Consider the following 18,022-nt stretch of genomic DNA (forward strand, 5'->3'; position numbering starts at 1 on the left):
GATGTCAAGTGACATGGCGCAGTTGATGGGGCAAGTTGAGGATTTATGTAAGTGGGTTATGACTCAGCAGAAGACCGTAAGAAACTATTGGGATAGAGTCGGCTGCTGTTTATATCAGTGCAAGCAAAAAACGCTTTAAAGTATAGTTAGCGAAAGAAGGGTTCCCCACTACAAGCAAGGCATTCTTTATTTCTTTAAGGATGAATTGGATGATTGGGTAAGAAAGGCTAGAGTTCAAACAATGGCTCAAGCTAAAAAGGAGGCGATTAGTCGTATAGCAAAAGGATAAAGTAAATACCTATTTAGTAAGCCCGGCCAGGATTTCAACCTGCCGGGCTTCTTTATGCTTACTCCAATTAATAACATTAAGCTTGCATTTGCTTGGAACAGAAACGCAGGTTTACTTGGACATTGCTTGCAAACAAAAAGCCACTTACAAGTTTTACCTCGTAAGTGGCTGATTATCAGGTGGGCCCACTTGGAATCGAACCAAGCACCTACTGATTATGAGTCAGTTGCTCTAACCGAATGAGCTATAGGCCCGGCCAAATCTTTGATTTGGGAGTGCAATTCTACAAATTTGTGTTTTAAATCGCAAAACAAAGCACTCAATTATCGTGGACTTTTCTTCAATTAAAAATATCATCTTCGACCTGGGCGGGGTGATCATCAACATCGATTACGCCAAAGGAACAGACGCCCTGAAGGCTTATGGCAAAACCGGAGCAGATGTAGATTTCAGCCAAAAGGCTCAGTCAGAATTGTTTGACTTGTATGAGCGCGGGGATATTTCCTCTGTGGAATTCAGAGAGGGACTAAGAGCCGAGTATTATATTGACGCGACCGATGAACAAATTGACGAAGCCTGGAATAGCCTGCTGCTGGACATTCCGGCCGAGCGAATTGAACTGCTGCGGGAATTAGGCAAACATTACCGCCTTTACCTGCTCAGCAACACCAACGCCATCCACATGCTGGCCTTCAACAAGATTGTGGAAGAGAACTTCGGGATTCCAAGCCTGGACAGCCTTTTTGACAAAGCCTACTACTCGCACCTGGTGAGAATGCGCAAGCCGGGCGGAGAGGTTTTTGAGCATATTTTAGCTGAAAACGGCCTGAAACGGGAAGAGACGCTTTTCATTGATGACAGCATTCAGCACATAGAAGGAGCGCAGAAAGTTGGCTTGCAGACCATTCACCTGGCCCCTCCCCTCACCATCAACCAAGTGCTGAAGGAGGCTCTGCCCGGGCATGAAGCGTAAGCTGCTGGTACATACGCTTCTCTTCGTCTTAACGCTGGCCACCACCACGTTTGCGGGAGCAGAATGGCGGTACGGTAGGTCCTTCTTCTACGGCCCCGAAGGGTTTACCTGGATTCCTGACATTACGTGGGAGGAAGTAGGCGGAGGCATGGTCTTCTCCCTGGCATTTTTGGGGTTTCTCACCGCCCATGAATTTGGCCATTATTTTATGGCGCAGTTCTATCGGGTACGGGTAACCCTGCCCTACTATATCCCGGTGTGGCTGGGCGTCACGTTCGGGATAGGGACCATGGGCGCTTTCATCCGGATCAAGGAACGCATTTTCTCCCGGAAAGAGTTTTTCGACATCGGGGTTGCCGGTCCCCTGGCGGGCTTTGTGGTGGCGCTAGGGTTGTTGGTCTATGGGTTCACCCATCTCCCCCCGTTGGAGTACCTGTACCAGATCCATCCGCAATACCGCCTTTGGGGGCAGGACTATGCCTTGTACGCCTACAATCGCCCGGATGACCTTGCCCTGGGGCAGAACCTGCTTTTCTGGATCATGGAGAAATTGCTGGCCGATCCGGCCCTGGTGCCCAGCCGCTACGAGATGACGCACTACCCCATCTTGTTCGCGGGTTTCCTGTCGCTGTTTTTCACCGCCCTGAACCTTCTACCGATTGGTCAGCTGGACGGCGGGCATATTCTGTACGGCATGATGGGGTACGAACGCTTCAACCGCTTGTCTCCTATCCTTTTCATAGGATTCGTTTTTTACGCAGGCTTAGGCTTGCTTTCCTTTGAGATAAACCTGGAAGAAGATTGGTGGATGTGGGTAGGGTACCTGGTATACCTGCTTATTGTGTTCCGCCCCTTGTTCCCCGACCTAAAAAGAAGCGTTTTGGTGACCGCCGGGGTATTCTGCGGCCAAATGGCTATCCAGATCATGTGGCCCGAGGTGCAGGGTTATAACGGGTGGCTGGTCTTTGGGCTTATTCTGTCTAGAGCTTTGGGAGTGTTTCATCCGCCCAGCCCCAATGAGGCACCCTTAGACCGTAAACGGATTCTATTAGGTTGGATTGCGCTGGTGATCTTTGTCCTATGCTTCAGCCCGGCTCCTTTTATAGTTGATTGAGGTGACCTGTTTTAAGCTTGTTTTTACCTAAATAAGCTTAAAACAGAACCTAGGTTCTACTGAAGGTAAACAAGGGAAGGGTTACAGTTTACTAAGTGGTGTAGCCCGAAATCCTTCCATATAGTACTTAAAAGAAAACCCCGTTTTGGGCCTGTTCTACAGAAAACAGACCCAAAACGGGGTTTTCTTTTAATGTTTTTGATTAAGCCTCGTTATACGCCAGCATTCCACCCAGCACGTTACGCACGTTGGAGAAGCCGTTCTGCTGCATAATGGCCTGCGCGGTAGCAGAGCGCTTGCCGGAACGGCAGTGTACCAGAATCTCCTGGTCTTTGTATTCATCCAACTCGTGCAGGCGCTCTGGCAGGGAGCCCAGCGGAATCAATTTGGCACCGGCAATATTTTGTTCTTCGTGCTCCCAAGGCTCGCGCACATCCAGGATAATGGGGGTCTCGTTGTTAGCCAAACGCTGTTTCAGTTCGGCGGCGGTGATATCTGAAGTAATCATCTTTGAAGGATTAGTTTAGCGGTTCTAAGTTGGTCACCTTTTCGGGCTTTTACAAGATAAATTCCAGGGGGCAGGCTCGCTGATAGGTTTACCTGTTTGCCCGCGGCAACTTTCGTCCAGGTCTGGACTAACTGGCCGGTGGGCGAGAACAGCTGAACCTGGTCATAAGCTTCCTCTATAAACACCTCGCCCGAGGTAGGATTAGGATATAGAAAAGAAGTGGCTTTTTCAAGGTCAGGCGTTGAAGCGGTCAGCGTGCCGGTCATCACGGGCCTGATCAGGAGGGCTCCCCCCAAAGCCGGTACCGCTCCCCACTGGGTGGCCCCGTTCATGGCGAAAAGCTTTCCATCAGCATTCTCGTTCAGGTCAAAACCCACATTTACAAAGGTGGCTCCGGCAGGCTGCCGGTACCCAACGTAAAAACGGCCTTGCAAGTCTATCTGGCGCTCTAAGGTAACCTCCAGCCAGTTGCTCAACCCTGCCGCGGCCGGAACCGTGAAACGCTGCTCGTACACCGGTTGAGCGGCCGGATTGCCATTGTTATCAGTCCAGATGCGCAGGAACAACTCGGTGCCCGGGGTATTGGTGCCGGTAAAATAGATTCTCACGCTTTTCACCCGGTCTGGTTTGTTCAGGTCAAATTGGTAGGCCAACTGCACGGCCATGCTGGAGGGGTAACTGAATCCAGTCTCGGCGGTTCCATCGTCATAGGCATAAAAATCCAACAGATCGGTCTGGCGGCGCAGGGTATCGTTGTAGCGGGTGTAGAAGTTGGGTTCTTTGGTGTTCAGGAACACCATGGTCTGCAGGGAGTACGGCTGCGATTGGCTGCTCAGGAAAGCACTGGAAGGCGGGGCGGCAATGTCGGTTCTCACGCCTCCGTTCACGGGCGCACTTCCCCGCAAAAAGGTGTCTACGGCTGTGGTGCTCAGGTTCTGCACAAGGCCCCGCCAACTCAAGGCCGCCGGCACGTTGCTGAGGTTGGCCACCGCTGAACCAATCTGCTGCGCGGTTTCCCCTTCTGGGTTTACCAGGAACTGCCAAATAGGCATGGCCGTGTACCGCCGCAGCAAAGACGGGATTTGCTGGGTAAGGGCCACATCTGTGGTTTGCAGTTGCCCCTGGCGCCGGTTGCGGTCCAGGTACACGTAATCTACGTGCCAGACATCGCGCAAGCCGTTTTGCCGGCCACTGCTCACCCACCGGAACTGGAACCCGCTATGCAGGTAACGGGCTTCTTTGAGGGCTAGCATTACAGGAGCAAAATCGGTGCTGCGGCCGTTTCCTCTTTGGGTCCAGACTGAAGCCCAGGTGTTGCTGGCGTCCTTGAACTCCAACTGTAAAGAGTAAAGCCCGGAGCTGGAAAAATCTGGGGCATCTACCAGGCCACCTGCCTGCCAGTAAAAGCTGAGATAAATTGAATCCTGGGGTTGAAAGAAGCCTAAATTGATGGGCTTGGACGTAAGCGTATCGGTGGGGCCGGCCGTGTTGGCACTACCGTACGGAAGGCCATCGGCTTTTAAGCCGTCAAAGGAAGCGGCAAAAATGGTAGGCGGATTAGCGGCAAACCGATTAGAGACATTCACCCCTCCACGCGAATGCCAGCGAGCGGCATCTGGAGTACCATCGGTTTTGGCAAAATCATCAAAAAACGGCAGGGAAAGGGTATCGCCGGAAGCGAGGGGCAGTGGCGTTTTGGTGGTGGGTTTACCAGAGGTAATGGTTGCACCGGGCTGTGCGGGCAAACTGTTGAGCGGGGTGAGAACCTGAGCGCGGGCTGTCCATCCCCCGCCGATTAAAATCAAGAAGATGGTCAGCCACTGGCGCATAAGGTTAGTCTTGGATTGGGGCTACCGGTTGAGGCCCGGCCACCCAAATGTCTATGAATTCTCCGGTTCTGATCTTGGTTTTGATGCTATCGCCCGCAATGGGTCTTTGCTTCAATACGGTGCCATTGGGTTCTCCGTTGGGTGAATCCATGTAGATAACGGTCCCAATCTGTAAACCTTGTCCGGTTACCAGCATGGTGGCCTCGTCTATGGGCATCCCTACCAACGTAGGCACGTCCAGTTCAGTATTGCCAAGGCCGTTTCCTACCTCCAGGTCTATACGGGAGCCTTTGGCCACCGGGTCACCGGGCTTAATGTCTTTGCCGTTCACCATCTGGCGCAACACCGCGTTCAAGGCCAGATCTGGCACGTATTTGATCTCGCCCAGATTCAGGTCATAGCTTTTCAGGATCATCTCGGCGTTCTTCACCGATCCGTCAATAAGCTTCGGCATTTTAATGAGCGGAGGATTCTTCATGTTGATGCTCACGTAGATCTTGCGGCCTTCTTTTACCTTCTCGCCCGCTTTAGGCTCCTGGGTGATGACGGTAAAAGGCGCTTTTCCCTGCTCATAGGTAGAATCGCTCACGTAAAAGCGCAGGTCCTTCTCGGCCAGGAAATCTTCCAGCTCCTCCACGCTCATGCCAGATAAGTTGGGCACCGTGATGGTCTCGCCGTGGTTGGTGGTGCTGGGCAGGTACACAAAGAAAAACAGGAACATCAGAAGCAACACAATGGCCACCATAATGGCCAGGTGCTTGATCACATCGCCCAGGCTTTGGGCTTTCAGAAAACCACTCATTTACGTACTTATGAAATTACTTTTTTGGTGCGTTCCATGCCAAACTGCAGGATGCGGTCAATGAAATCGTATGGTTTATAGCCGTTGATAGCCGTTTGGTGGAAAATACACGTGGCAGGCGTCATACCCGGCAAAGAGTTCACCTCAATGATGATGGTCTCTACCCTACCGTCTTCAAACACGCGCACAAACGCATCAATACGGGCATACCCTTCAATGCGCAGGATTTCAGCCACGCGTTTCAGGTCTTGTTTCACCAGATCAGAGATGCGCTGCCGCTCCACTGGGTCTTTGGCGTAACGGGCCGGCGTAATGTTCTGCCCCTCACCCGCCAGGAACTTCTCTTCCAGGCTCAGCACTTCTCCTTCGGCCAACGCTTCAGAAGCCTCAAATATTTCGTACTGGGTGCGGCCGTCCGGCGCGTAGCTGGTGAGCAAACCACCGGTGATTTCCAGGAAGTGCTTGGCGCCCTCTTTGGAGATGAGGTTCTCAATGAGGAAATAACCTTTGAGCGGCACCTCTTCCTTGAAACTGAGTTTGAGCACGCGGGCTGGCATTTCCGGGATTTCGATCTGATTTCTGAAAATCAGCTCAGAAAAGGCGGCCAGTTCCTCACGGTTCTTGATCTTCTTCACCGCCGATGAACAACCGTCATCCGCCGGTTTGGCGATGAACGGATAGCTGAAGCGCTCCTCAATGTGCTGGAAGAACGCCTCGGGGTTTTCCTGCCAGTCGCGTTTGAAGGCCAGCATATGCTCTGCCACATGCACGCCGTGCTGCCGCAGAATCTTATTGGTCTCAAACTTGTTGATGGTCACCTGCGACGACTGAATGCCCGATCCGTTGTACGGGATGTGCAGTTTCTCCAGTTCGGTTTGCAGCACGCCATCCTCGCCGGGTCTGCCGTGTAGGGCAATGAACACCTCGTCTACCAGGCTGCGCAGCTGGTCATAGGTGAGGCGCTGTGGTTTCTGCAGAGAGTTGCCGGCGTACAGGCTGGTGATGCCCTTCGCTTCTTCTTTGATCTGCGCCAAAACCGGGTGCGTAGGCACGCCCGCCTCAGAAGCCTCAATTTTCTCTCGGATGTCATCGGCGTTGTCCTTCAACATGATGTTGATAGGAATCTGGTACAGCTGATGCGTCTCTTCGTTGCCGGTCAGGAAAATAGGAATAGGCTCGTATTTGATGGACGAGGAAAGTTTCTCGTAAATGTTCCGGCCGCTTTCCACCGAGATGTGGCGCTCAGACGAGTACCCGCCCATGATCACGCCCACCCGTATTTTGTCGTGGCGGTGAGCGCGCTCATCGGCCATGGCCGAATCCAGTCGCTTCAGCAGCGAGGTTAAATACGCCGTGTTCTTACCAGACTTCACCCGCTCGGCCAAAGACGTCCGGATGATGTAAGTCAGGAACTGTGACGGGTTCAAGCCAATCTCGGCGGCCTGGTGGAAGAAGAACGAAGACGGCAACATACCCGAGGTAGTGTTCGGGTCGTTCAGGAAAATCTGACCATCGGCGGTGATGAAGCCGTCCAGACGCGCGTATACGTTGAAGCCCAGGCTGGTGTACAGACGCTCGCATTCCTGGCGAATCTGCTGGATCAGCTCGGTTGGTAAATCTATCGGCGTAATCTTGCGGCTGAGGCCCGGCAGGTATTTAGAGCGGTAGTCAAACACCTCCCCGCCTTTCCTAATCTCGGTAGGCGGCAAGGCAATGGGGTTACCGGTCTGGTCCTGCACCACAATGCAGGAGAACTCGCGGCCATTGATGAACGCCTCCACCAGCACCTGCGTCTCGCTCTCCACGTTGGTGAGCGTGAGCGATTCTGGGCCGTTTTGCCCAAAAGTGCGCGAAAGCAGCGAAAGCAGTTCCTCCGGCGCGTACACCAGTTCCCCGGTTTGGGTTTGAACCGGCAAGCCGATGCCCTCGCGGATGTCCGTCAGTGTTTTGATGAAGTTCAATTGCTGCGCCTGGCTCATGCCGTTCCACTCGTCTTTGCGGAGGGTGATAGAGAACAGGCTGCGCGCCACAGCTTCCTCAAACTGCTGCAGGTTTTTCTCTTTAATAATAGACACCCCAATGGAGGAACCCTGGTGCGGCGCCTTCAAGACCAGCGGCAACCCAAGATTACTTACCAGGCTGTCCAGCAAGGCGGCTTTGTTCTGGGTGGCGTGCCACTCCTGCAAGCTCAGGATGCGATAATCTGGCGTGGCAAACCCGTGCTGCTTGAGCAGAGCTTTCTGCGCGATCTTGTCAATGCCAATAGCCGAGGGCAGAATACCGGAACCGGAATACGGAATGCCGTACCACTCCAGCAAGCCTTGGATGCTGCCGTCCTCGCCGTACGGACCGTGTAAGGTCAGGAACGCGAAGTCAAACAGCTGCTTGAACTGGTGCGGATAAATGCGGGTCCCCACCTTGGCGGCGATTTCGTTCAGTTCTTCCTCAGTCAGTTTCCCCAGAGACTCCAGGTACATCTGCAGCCCGTGCTCCGTTTGCGGGAGCACGTCTACCGGCGGATAGAAATCGCGGATGGTGCCTTTGTAGATGAAGTGCCAATCCAGGAGGATGAAATTCCCGAGGCTGTCGGCGAACACCGACACGGCCTCAAACAGGGATTTATCTAAATTATCGAAGACGGTGCGGCCGCCGGCGAAAGAGATTTCGCGCTCCCGGGACGGCCCACCGAAGATGATTCCAATTTTCATTAAGGCAAAGATACTGGTTTTTGCTCTTTCGTTCCTAGTGCCTGCGGTTCCCATCTGTGGCAAGCGGAAACAAAGGAAGCACAGCAACTCTCAATAACAAACTTACGCCCGCCCCCTGTTCCGTTTTGAAGGGTATTTCTTAAGAATGAGCCAAAATCGGATGCCTCTATCCTTCTAAAGACCATCAGTTTATTTTTCCAGGGGTGACTTATCCTGCAGTGTTCTCCAATATTGGATTTTTATATATTTGGTACACTTTCTCACTTAACAATCACCGCACCCAACAGCCTGCATGTCCTTAACCCTAAAAGCAACGCAAAGTAATCCCTTCCTTTTTATCCTTATTTCATGTTTTGCTATCTGCTTGCAAAGCCAGGCCCGGCAGGGGAACGCCCTGGGCTGTTGGATAGATTCATTGCACCACCGTAAAATTGTGTCACACGGAGGAAACATTGAGGGCTTTACTAGTTATTTTGCCAGCATCCCGGAAGAGGACATGAGCGTCATCTTGCTCAACAACATCTACAACCGGGAGATTGAATCCATTGGCCAGGCCATTTTCTCCATCATGCTAGGAAAGCCGTACCAGTTTTTCAATGAGGTTCAGCTACCGATAGAAACCCTGGAGAAATATGTGGGACAGTACGACGTCAATCCCAATTACCAGGTAAGGATTAGCCGTACCAACAACCGCCTCTTCCTCGCCATCAACAACGGCACACCAATTGAGGTTTTTGCCGACAAAGAACATTCCTTTTTCGACAAAAACGAAGACCGAAGAATTAAATTCACCGGGCAAAACGGCCAGATAAACCAAATAACTGTCATGCAGGGCTTAAGCACCAAGCGGGGTGACAAACTAGTGGACAGAATTGAAAAGACACCTATAAAGAGTTAAACAATAACCACAAATACCTGGCAAACCTCCTTTGCCTGCTGTTCTGTTTCAGGACCGTTTTCAGGAAATCTGGCTTAAAACAGAAATGCCGCTGGAGCCTTGTTTGAGGTTGATTTTATTTATCTTGCTGAAGCTGTATAGATAACCCTAAGTTTGAGCATAGGTGTATGATAAGCTCCGTTTATTAAGTATCCGTTTATTAGGTAGTTAGCTTTAATTTAAATTATTAAGATAGGCTGATAAGTGAATTTGAAAAGGACATTGCTTTTGTTTATCCTGATTACGGTGGGTTGCAAAGAAAATAGTGAATCAAATTACAATAATGATTTGGAGGTGATATCTAATGTGATTACTTCTGATAAAAGATTGAAACGCATTTTAGATGAATATATTAAAGAGATTGACTGTGGTAATTATACACATAAAATATTCTTTGATCGAGTCAGGTATAACCAAACAATAATAACCCTGCGAAGTCTATCTTACGATACGGCGTACATTTTAAAGCATAAGCCCTTGCTGCAAATAAAGTATAAAGACATACCTTTTTTAATTTTCAATGGCATGGAGGAGTATTTCAATGGGCAGTACGACTTTGGGGAAAAGGGCAAAAATAATATCGACTGGTTTAATGAATCTCACAAACCCATGCAGTGGACTGTAGTAGATAGTGCTGGCGTGGTAAAGATTAACAAAGAAGGAAGCCTTCCTTACGTTGCAATACCAGGAGTTGGCTATTGCGACTAAACCTGTGAATAAACATTGTTCATAAGCCATGCTACGGCCGTAGGCCTCGCACGTCTCATGCACGAGGCCGTTAGGTGCAATAAGTAGTAAAAGATTGATGGTGACACATTTCATTCAGATTTGTTTATTTATAACATTTGGAATAACTCTCTTTCTGAAAGTTTATTACCACTTTCTACTTTACAAACAAAAGAACGGATACGAAACCAAGTTTTGGCAATTCTACATTAACCCGTTTAGTCACTTCTTAGCAAGAATGCTTATTTATTTCCCTTTTTACTTATTTAAATCAGAAGAAGAAAAAGAAGAGTACAAGAGGTTGAGGAAATTAATTTTAGCTTATTCATGGATAAACTTTCTTTCATTTTTAATACTTGCAGCATTTGCGATAAGTCAGGATAAATAATATATGCAATTAAAAGTTAAAAGAATTACTGCACCTAATATTGCATAAACGCCATCTCGGCCGACGGCCTTCTGCGTCGTTTAAACTAGGCCGTTAGGAGGAATTTTATTATTTTTTTCAAAAGACAACTTTTTCAAAACAAAATATTAAAGTATAAAAATGAGAAGCTTTCTATTATCAATAATGTTTATTGTATTTACAATCAATATAGTGATTGGTCAGGAAATAAATAAAGAAACTTTAGTAGGTGAATGGACGGTGATACATGTTATAACATCAAGCAACAACTTGACAAAGGAGGAAAAACAGTTTTTTGAAACGATAAAGAAAGGCTTTATTAATTCTAAATTTAACTTTAAGCCCAATGGCAAGTTTTTTCTAGAACTTAAGAAGGGGATACCTGATTTTATGAAACAATTCGCTATTATGAACAATAAAGATTGGAAATTCAATGAACGAGAAAAGTTGATTTCAATTGGTACAAGGAGCGACAACTACAATCATATGCGCATTTATGTAAGAAAACAGGAAGGCAGAATATATTTCGTTTTCAATGACACTCCTCTTATTTTAGAAATGAGAAAAAAATAATCATTCCATAATATAGGCTACATACTATCAGAAAGGAAAAACGAAGAAGGGCTCCTAACAAACCCTTGTAGACGGATCTCCACCCAATTGCCCTACTGCCTTTTAAGTGAGCCTATTGAGTTTAATTAATAAAATAAATGATTAGACACTGGATAGAAATAGGTATTTGGATTTTACTAACTGCTTTGGGGCTATACTTGTACGGCTTAGTACCAGCCTTTTCAAATTTGGATAAACTAATTGCCCTTTGTTTGTGGAGCATCACTGCTATCCTGAACATAAGTAGAATACTAAAGCACTCTAAAAAATTCTTTCTTAAGGGCCATCACTTAACTATAAAAAGGATACTTAAACCCAAGATTGAGATTGATTTGATCAGTATTCATTCCTGGAGCCAAGAAACCTACAGGCTTATAGGATGCATTACAGGTGAAAAAATCATACTGAACACCCAAGAAGGGAAAACACTTGTGTTATGGAAGCAGGATAATTCTTCTGAATTTGAGAAGCTATCAAATAACTTGAATACCTTACTAGAAAGAAAATACTTAGAGACTGCCCCTAAATAATAAACTTCTGCTAACATTGTACCCATCTTATGCCAGCGCCTGAGTCAAAGCAAGCCGCTTACACCAGGCTGTTGAGTTAAAATATAATAATAGAATTAGGATTTAAAAGCATTTTATTCAGTAATAGTAGTTACGCCTCTCACGCTCGTTTCGCTATGGTTTTGTAAATAACTTTGTTTGAATACCCCCAATCCTTCAGCAAATTGTTAAAGAAAAAGACCAATCTGTCACTGTTGGCATACAGGTATTCACTTAATTAACTACTTCAACGGTAAAGTCAATAAAATACCTTTAATCAATTACACCTTATCAGCTACATTAACTGCATCTCTCAGAACCTGAACTTCAAAATACCTTGTGACCATGGAAAACGGAAAGGAGTTGTCAACAGAACAGAGGGAAGAACTACTCAACGTACTGGAAGCTCGCTTTAAGAAAAACACGAGCCGCCACCAGAACCTTGAATGGTCCGCCTTACAGGCTAAGCTGGAAGCTCACCCTGAAAAATTATGGTCGCTCTATGAAATGGAAAGAACGGGCGGAGAACCAGATGTGGTAGGGTATGACGAGCAGACCGGCGAATACATTTTCTATGACTGTTCGGCGGAAAGCCCGAAAGGCCGCAGAAGTGTGTGCTATGACCGCGAGGGTCTGGATTCAAGAAAAGAGCACAAACCCGAAAACAGCGCTATTGACCTGGCAACGGCCATGGATATAGAACTTCTGACGGAAACCCAATACCGGAATTTGCAGAGATTTGGGAATTTTGACACGAAAACGTCAAGCTGGGTGCAAACCCCGCCCGAAATCAGAGAACTTGGAGGCGCCCTCTTCTGTGACCGCCGCTACAACACTGTCTTTGTGTACCATAACGGTGCGCAATCCTATTATAGCAACAGGGCGTTCCGGGGCTCACTTAGGGTCTGATTTTAGAAAAGAAGGCGGAAAATGGCTTGGCAGGAAAATGCTCCTTTAATGAATATAGCCCAGTTACATGAAGTTCTGCAGAAACTGAAGATTCCGGCAGACCAGTACTATTTGCACGGGTTGTTCGGCAGCTCAGATGATCATGAAAAATTGGCGTTATCCATAAAGCGGGTAAAACATACGCTTGCGTTTGAAGTCTATTTCAAAGAAAAAGGCCAAAAACACCTTATCAGAGCATTTACAACAGAGGATGAGGCTTGCCGGTATTTCCTTAATGCAACTATTCTGAATCACCATGGACAAAAACATTGAAATCATCCTCAATTTCAGAAAGTATGTACTCGCTCAGATTGAATCGTTAGATGCTGAACAATTAAATTTTATCCCGGCAAATTTCACCAATAACATCATCTGGAATGTAGGACATATTAACGCGGTTTTGCAGGCCCTTTGCTACAGATACTCCGGTTTGCCGATCAAAACAGACGAAAAATACTTTCATCCGTTTTTACCGGGCACCAAACCCGACGGCTTCCTTGATAGCAATGAAATTCAGCTGATAAAGCGACAGGCAATTGAAACTGTGCATCAACTAAAGACAGATCTAGAAAACGGCTCTTTCAAACAGTACACTAAAGTGGAAAAAATTGAAACTGTGTACGGGATCACCGTTGCATCTATACAGGATACACTTAAGTATGTAACCCACCACGAGGGCATTCATTACAATGCCATCACCACTTTGAAAAGACTGGTTGAGAAACCTTCTTACTAATTATATTTTAGAGAACATAGGCATACCGTTTTAAAGGGAATTTCTTTATAACAGACAATTACCTGCCCTATTCTTAACTCACCCAGAACCTCCTTCTACCCTGCAGCTCCTAAGCTATTGCATACATGAAGAGTTGTGAAGGACTACTACTTTATCAAAAGAGAAACCCCATTTTACACTCCTGTAAAATGGGGTTTCTCTTTTGATGACCTCTCCAAGGGTCAAGGCTTACCGCTGTTTAACCTGTTATTTCCAGCCACCGCCCAATGCCCGGTAAATGTTCACCATGGCTTTGAGTTGCTGCATTTTGGTTTCAATCAGGTCAAATCTGGATTCCAGGGCATCGCGTTGGGTCATGAGTACTTCCATGTAATCTGCCCGGGCCGAGGTAAACAGCTGGTTTGAAATGTCAATGGACTGGGTCAGCGCCTCCACTTCCCTGGTTTTCAAATCATAGCTTTTCTCCAGGTTGCTGATCTTGGATACCTGGTTGGCTACTTCAATGTAGGCGTTCAGAATGGTGCGCTCATAGTTGTACACCGCCTGAATCTGTCGGGCATTTGCACTGTAGTACACCGCTTTGATCGCGTTTTTATTCACGAGCGGCGCGGCTATGTCACCGGCAAGTGAATACAGGATGGATTCAGGCTTGAGCAGAAAGCTAGGGTTGAAGGCCCGGTAGCCTACCCCCGCGGAAATGCCCAAAGAGGGATAAAACCGGGCACGGGCTACCTGTACATCCAATTTGGAAGCTGCCAGCTCCAACTCGGCTTGTCTGATGTCTGGACGGTTAGCTAACAACTGCGCCGGAACCCCGGCATATATCGTTTTCGGGGTTAAACTGGCAAAATCCTGGGTATTCCGTTGCACCGGCTGCGGGAACCGACCCACTAGGAAATTGATGCGGTTCTCGGCCTCAGTGACCTTCTGCTGAATCTCGTATTGCAGGCTCTGGGTGTTCAATACCTGCGCCTGAAATCTGCGCACCGGTAGCTCGGTCACCCGGGCGGCTTCTTTCTGCAGTTTCACAATTTTCAGGACATTGCTCTGGATCTCAATGTTCTGCTTCACAATGGCCAGTTGGTTGTCCAGGGCTAGCAGTTCATAGTAAGCCTCTGCAATCTCTGAAACCAGGTTCGTCTGCATGAAGTTCTTGCCTTCTACCGAGGACAGATACCGGTTCACAGCCGCTTTTTTGGCGTTGCGTAGCTTGTGCCAGATATCCACCTCCCAGGTGGCGTAAGCGCCTACCAGGTAATCCTGAAGTGGATCTGGCATTTCTTTGCCGGGCTCAATGTCCGTGGTGGCTTCCAGGGCACCGATGTTGGTGAACCGGGCCACTTTGTCCACTCCCGCGCCTGCTCGCAAGCCCACCGAGGGCAGGTACTCCCCTTTTCTGGCTCTTACCTCGTTTCTGGCGATCTCAATTTCCTGTAAGGTAATGTTCAGCTCCTGGTTGTTGTGCAGGGCCGTGTCAATGAGGGTCGTCAGGTAAGGATCGGTGAAGAAGTCCTTCCACCTGGCTTGCGCGGTGTTGGTAGTATCCTGCGAGTTGTTGAAACTCGCAGGTACTGTTCTGTTTTCTGATTTCTGCACCAGCGTGGGTACGCTGCAGGCGGTATAGGTAAGGGCTACCAACGTGATCCCAAACCAATTCCTTATTCTTTTAGTGAGCATTGATTTCGGTTTCTAAAGGTTGGGGAAAACTGTCAATGGTGTGCACGTAGTCCTCCGTTAAAGTGCTTTCCTCTTCGTCTTTGATCAGGTGACGACCATCAGCCATTTTGGCGAAGATGTAGTACAAGCCCGGCACGATGATTACCCCGAAAATGGTACCGAACAGCATCCCGCCCATGGCCGATGCCCCGATGGTCCGGTTTCCGATGGCCCCGGCACCAGTGGCAATCACCAACGGAATAAGACCAGCGATGAAAGCAAAGGAAGTCATCAAAATAGGCCTAAAACGCACTTTGGCTCCTTCAATGGCGGCCTCCAGAATAGAATAGCCCTGCTGTCGCTTGAGCACGGCGAACTCCACAATGAGCACCGCGTTTTTACCCAGGAGACCCACCAGCATGATAAGCCCGATCTGGGCGTAGATGTTGTTCTCCAGCCCCATCATCTGCAGCACCATGAACGACCCGAACACCCCTACCGGCAGCGAGAACACCACCGCCAACGGAATGATAAAGCTCTCATACTGCGCAGCCAGCACGAAGTAAACGAAGGCCACCACAATCGCGAAAACGTAGATAGACTCGTTCCCCCGGATAGACTCATCATAAGACAGACCTTCCCAGGCGATGTCATAGCCTTTGGGCAGAGTCTTGGCCGCTACTTGCTGGATGGCCTGGATGGCATCGGCGGTGGTATAGCCTTTGGCCGGTTGCCCCTGGATAGAAGCCGAGTTGTACATGTTGAAGCGGGTGATCTCATTAGGTCCCTGCGACTTTTTCAGCTTCATGAACGCCGAGTAAGGCACCATTTCGCCTGCCTCGTTCTTCACATACAGGTTCAACAGGTCAGACGGCAGCCTTCTGAATTTAGGGTCAGACTGCACGTACACTTTGAAGAACTGGTTGAACTTGGTGAAGCCCTGTTCATAGGTAGAACCAATCAAAATGTTGAGGTTGTCCATGGCTTTGCCAATAGACACACCTTTCTGCATGGCCTTGTTGTTGTCTATCTCCAGCTCGTACTGCGGATAATTGGCCGCGAAGAAGGTGAACAAGCCTGAAAGTTCGGGCCGCTTGCGCAGGTTATCCATGAACTCCTGGTTGATCTTGTCAAACTCGTGGTAATCGGTATCGGAGTTCTTGTCCAGCAAACGCATGGAGAATCCGCCGGAGGAACCGAAGCCCGGGATGGCGGGCGGCTCGAAGAACTCAATCACCGCGCCCAGTCCTTTGGATTTCTCCTCCAGTTCTTCCATGATCTCTTTCACAGTGTGCTTGCGGTCTGACCAGTCTTTCAAGTTGATCAAACAGGTACCCGCGTTAGAGCCCCGGCCTTCGGTCATAATCTCGTAACCGGCCAAAGAAGACACAGATTCCACCCCATCAATCTCCTCGCAGACTTTCTGCAGCCGCTGAGAAACCTGGTTTGTTTTCTCCAGGGTAGAGCCCGGAGGCGTCTGGATGATGGCGTAAATGGTGCTTTGGTCTTCGTTCGGGATGAAGCCCGATGGTACCATCTGGTTCTCTATGAAGATACCGGCGCAGAAGGCCAGCAACACCCCAAACGTCAGCCATCTTCTGCTCACAATAGACTTCAGCAAGCCCACGTATTTCCCGGTCATTTTATCAAAACCGCGGTTAAAACTATCCATGGCTCTGGTAAAGAAGTTACTCTTCTTGGCGTGGCCGTGGTGGTTCTTCAGCAGCATGGCGCATAGCACCGGCGTAAGCGTCAAGGCAATCAGCGCCGAGATTACAATGGAGCTGGCCATGGTGATGGAGAACTGACGGTAGAACGTACCCACCGGACCGGTCATAAAGGAAATAGGCAGGAACACAGACACCATTACCGCCGTGATGGCGATGATCGCGCCACTAATTTCGCCCAGCACTTTTTTCACCGCGCTGAACGGTGATAGGTGCGGTTCTTCCTCCATTTTGGCGTGCACGGCTTCCACCACCACAATGGCATCATCCACCACAATACCGATGGCTAGCACCAAGGCAAAGAGCGTCACCAGGTTAATGGAAAGCCCGAAGAACTGGATCACGAAGAACGCCCCGATCAAGGAAACCGGCACTGCAAGGATAGGAATCAAAGTAGAACGCCAATCGCCGAGGAAGATGAACACCACAATGGCTACCAAAATGAACGCATCGCGCAGGGTATGCACCACCTGTTCAATTGAGGCATCCAGGAATTTGGAAACGTCATAGCTGATTTTGTAATCCATCCCCGGAGGGAAGTAGGGCTTCATTTCCTCCAGCTGGGCTTTCACATCGGCAATCACATCACTGGCATTACTGCCGTAGTTTTGCTTCAGTACAATTGCCGCGGATGGGTGGCCATCCAGGTTGGAGTAGATATCGAAGAATTCACTGCCCAGCTCTACTTTGGCAATATCCCTCAGGAGGATGCTCTCGCCCTGGGAGTTGGCCCGGATGATGACATTTTCATACTCCTCGGGCTTGTTGTACCGGCCTTTGTAAGTCAGCACATATTCCAGGGACTGCGCGGCAATACCGGAGCTTTGCCCAATCCGGCCCGGGCGACCGATGATGCTTTGCTCACCCAGGGCTTTCATTACTTCCTCCACGGAGATGTTGTAGGCCCGCATGCGGTCTGGGTTCAGCCAAACGCGCATGGCGTACCGGCGGCTACCCAGAATCTGGGCCCTGGCCACCCCTTTGATGCGTTGAATCTCGGGGATCATCTTCACGGTGGCGTAGTTGAACAGGAACTTCTCGTCCATGCTCTCATTCTTGGAGTAGAGGTTGACGTACATCAACATACTGGGCTGCACCGGGGTAATTACCACCCCTTCGCGCTGCACTAGTTCAGGCAGGAGCGGCATTACCTGGTCTACCCGCGTTTTCACCCGCACCACCGCATCGTTGGGGTCGGTGCCCGGCTCGAAGATAATCCGGAGGGTAGCCTCACCGGCGCTGGTGGCATCGGTGGCAATGTAGCGCATGCCTTCCACCCCGTTTATGGCCTGTTCTAAGGAAATCAGGGTAGATTTGACCAGCACATCGGCGCTGGAGCCGGGGTAAGCGATAAAGATATTGACGGTGGTAGGCGCGATGTCAGGGAACTGGGAAATGGGCAGTTTCCGGATGGCCAAACCACCCACAAAAACGATCATGACCGATATTACGATAGCGAATACGGGTCTGCGTATGAACTTGCTAAACATGTCTTCTGGTTTT

Annotated in this window: 15 protein-coding genes and 1 tRNA gene; 9 read left to right on the forward strand and 7 right to left on the reverse strand. The window is 49.1% G+C overall.

Going from position 1 to position 18,022, the window contains the following annotated elements; translation table 11 throughout:
• Positions 1 to 469: 469 nt before the first annotated feature.
• Positions 470 to 543: transfer RNA gene (locus JT719_RS04510), tRNA-Ile, on the reverse strand.
• Positions 544 to 617: 74 nt separating this feature from the next.
• Here JT719_RS04510 and JT719_RS04515 point away from each other — a divergent pair.
• Both JT719_RS04515 and JT719_RS04520 read left to right on the forward strand, forming a co-directional pair.
• Complete coding sequence (locus tag JT719_RS04515; RefSeq protein WP_207431302.1) at positions 618 to 1,262, forward strand: HAD family hydrolase; 645 nt, start codon at positions 618 to 620, stop codon at positions 1,260 to 1,262.
• The gene (locus JT719_RS04520; RefSeq protein ID WP_207431303.1) at positions 1,252 to 2,376 is read left to right on the forward strand and encodes a site-2 protease family protein; all 1,125 of its coding nucleotides are present in this window, start codon (positions 1,252 to 1,254) and stop codon (positions 2,374 to 2,376) included. Before JT719_RS04515 ends, JT719_RS04520 begins: the two co-directional genes overlap by 11 nt.
• A gap of 202 nt (positions 2,377 to 2,578) precedes the next feature.
• On the opposite strand, the gene JT719_RS04525 is transcribed toward JT719_RS04520, so the two are convergent.
• Genes JT719_RS04525 through JT719_RS04540 form a run of 4 tightly spaced genes read right to left on the reverse strand, consistent with a single transcriptional unit; the run spans position 2,579 to position 8,223 of the window.
• A complete protein-coding gene (locus JT719_RS04525; RefSeq protein ID WP_207431304.1) occupies positions 2,579 to 2,884 on the reverse strand; it encodes a rhodanese-like domain-containing protein in 306 nt (101 codons plus the stop codon).
• Positions 2,881 to 4,713 (reverse strand): T9SS type A sorting domain-containing protein, encoded by a 1,833-nt coding sequence (locus JT719_RS04530; protein ID WP_207431305.1) that lies wholly within the window; start codon positions 4,711 to 4,713, stop codon positions 2,881 to 2,883. Before JT719_RS04530 ends, JT719_RS04525 begins: the two co-directional genes overlap by 4 nt.
• Positions 4,714 to 4,717: 4 nt before the next feature.
• A complete protein-coding gene (locus JT719_RS04535; RefSeq protein ID WP_207431306.1) occupies positions 4,718 to 5,515 on the reverse strand; it encodes a PASTA domain-containing protein in 798 nt (265 codons plus the stop codon).
• Between the two features lie 8 nt (positions 5,516 to 5,523).
• Positions 5,524 to 8,223, reverse strand: a complete 2,700-nt coding sequence (locus JT719_RS04540) for a D-alanine--D-alanine ligase family protein (protein ID WP_207431307.1) — start codon at positions 8,221 to 8,223, stop codon at positions 5,524 to 5,526.
• 433 nt (positions 8,224 to 8,656) lie between these two features.
• Here JT719_RS04540 and JT719_RS04545 point away from each other — a divergent pair, with 433 nt between their 5' ends.
• From JT719_RS04545 to JT719_RS04575, 7 genes are all read left to right on the forward strand, one after another.
• The gene (locus tag JT719_RS04545; RefSeq protein ID WP_207431308.1) at positions 8,657 to 9,121 is read left to right on the forward strand and encodes a DUF3471 domain-containing protein; all 465 of its coding nucleotides are present in this window, start codon (positions 8,657 to 8,659) and stop codon (positions 9,119 to 9,121) included.
• A 267-nt stretch (positions 9,122 to 9,388) separates the two neighbouring features.
• On the forward strand, positions 9,389 to 9,868 hold the full coding sequence (locus JT719_RS04550) for a hypothetical protein (RefSeq protein WP_207431309.1): 480 nt from the start codon (positions 9,389 to 9,391) through the stop codon (positions 9,866 to 9,868).
• 565 nt (positions 9,869 to 10,433) lie between these two features.
• A complete protein-coding gene (locus JT719_RS04555) occupies positions 10,434 to 10,865 on the forward strand; it encodes a hypothetical protein (RefSeq protein WP_207431310.1) in 432 nt (143 codons plus the stop codon).
• Between the two features lie 137 nt (positions 10,866 to 11,002).
• Positions 11,003 to 11,434 (forward strand): hypothetical protein, encoded by a 432-nt coding sequence (locus JT719_RS04560; protein ID WP_207431311.1) that lies wholly within the window; start codon positions 11,003 to 11,005, stop codon positions 11,432 to 11,434.
• A 363-nt stretch (positions 11,435 to 11,797) separates the two neighbouring features.
• Positions 11,798 to 12,361: a DUF4256 domain-containing protein gene (locus JT719_RS04565; RefSeq protein ID WP_207431312.1), complete on the forward strand. Its 564-nt coding sequence runs from the start codon at positions 11,798 to 11,800 to the stop codon at positions 12,359 to 12,361.
• A gap of 21 nt (positions 12,362 to 12,382) precedes the next feature.
• On the forward strand, positions 12,383 to 12,673 hold the full coding sequence (locus JT719_RS04570; protein WP_207431313.1) for a hypothetical protein: 291 nt from the start codon (positions 12,383 to 12,385) through the stop codon (positions 12,671 to 12,673).
• Positions 12,657 to 13,136: a DinB family protein gene (locus JT719_RS04575; protein WP_207431314.1), complete on the forward strand. Its 480-nt coding sequence runs from the start codon at positions 12,657 to 12,659 to the stop codon at positions 13,134 to 13,136. Before JT719_RS04570 ends, JT719_RS04575 begins: the two co-directional genes overlap by 17 nt.
• Positions 13,137 to 13,382: 246 nt before the next feature.
• Here JT719_RS04575 and JT719_RS04580 read toward each other — a convergent pair whose 3' ends face one another.
• Together JT719_RS04580 and JT719_RS04585 are read right to left on the reverse strand one after the other, a co-directional pair.
• Positions 13,383 to 14,813, reverse strand: a complete 1,431-nt coding sequence (locus tag JT719_RS04580) for a TolC family protein (protein WP_207431315.1) — start codon at positions 14,811 to 14,813, stop codon at positions 13,383 to 13,385.
• Positions 14,803 to 18,009 carry an efflux RND transporter permease subunit gene (locus JT719_RS04585; protein WP_207431316.1) on the reverse strand — a complete coding sequence of 1,069 codons (3,207 nt, stop codon included), beginning with the start codon at positions 18,007 to 18,009 and terminating at the stop codon, positions 14,803 to 14,805. The genes JT719_RS04580 and JT719_RS04585 overlap by 11 nt, the downstream gene beginning before the upstream one ends.
• Positions 18,010 to 18,022 lie beyond the last annotated feature (13 nt).

Origin of the sequence: Sabulibacter ruber (assembly GCF_017355955.1) — a bacterium.
GTDB classification, from domain to species: Bacteria; Bacteroidota; Bacteroidia; order Cytophagales; family Hymenobacteraceae; genus Nibribacter; species Nibribacter ruber_A.

Excerpts from the sequence above, each read along its gene's own strand:
- JT719_RS04520 (WP_207431303.1), top strand. The coding sequence starts at position 1,252 with ATGAAGCGTAAGCTGCTGGTACATACGCTTCTCTTCGTCTTAACGCTG.
- JT719_RS04525 (WP_207431304.1), bottom strand. The coding sequence starts at position 2,884 with ATGATTACTTCAGATATCACCGCCGCCGAACTGAAACAGCGTTTGGCT.
- JT719_RS04530 (WP_207431305.1), bottom strand. The coding sequence starts at position 4,713 with ATGCGCCAGTGGCTGACCATCTTCTTGATTTTAATCGGCGGGGGATGG.
- JT719_RS04535 (WP_207431306.1), bottom strand. The coding sequence starts at position 5,515 with ATGAGTGGTTTTCTGAAAGCCCAAAGCCTGGGCGATGTGATCAAGCAC.
- JT719_RS04540 (WP_207431307.1), bottom strand. The coding sequence starts at position 8,223 with ATGAAAATTGGAATCATCTTCGGTGGGCCGTCCCGGGAGCGCGAAATC.
- JT719_RS04555 (WP_207431310.1), top strand. The coding sequence starts at position 10,434 with ATGAGAAGCTTTCTATTATCAATAATGTTTATTGTATTTACAATCAAT.
- JT719_RS04560 (WP_207431311.1), top strand. The coding sequence starts at position 11,003 with ATGATTAGACACTGGATAGAAATAGGTATTTGGATTTTACTAACTGCT.
- JT719_RS04565 (WP_207431312.1), top strand. The coding sequence starts at position 11,798 with ATGGAAAACGGAAAGGAGTTGTCAACAGAACAGAGGGAAGAACTACTC.
- JT719_RS04570 (WP_207431313.1), top strand. The coding sequence starts at position 12,383 with ATGGCTTGGCAGGAAAATGCTCCTTTAATGAATATAGCCCAGTTACAT.
- JT719_RS04575 (WP_207431314.1), top strand. The coding sequence starts at position 12,657 with ATGGACAAAAACATTGAAATCATCCTCAATTTCAGAAAGTATGTACTC.
- JT719_RS04580 (WP_207431315.1), bottom strand. The coding sequence starts at position 14,813 with ATGCTCACTAAAAGAATAAGGAATTGGTTTGGGATCACGTTGGTAGCC.
- JT719_RS04585 (WP_207431316.1), bottom strand. The coding sequence starts at position 18,009 with ATGTTTAGCAAGTTCATACGCAGACCCGTATTCGCTATCGTAATATCG.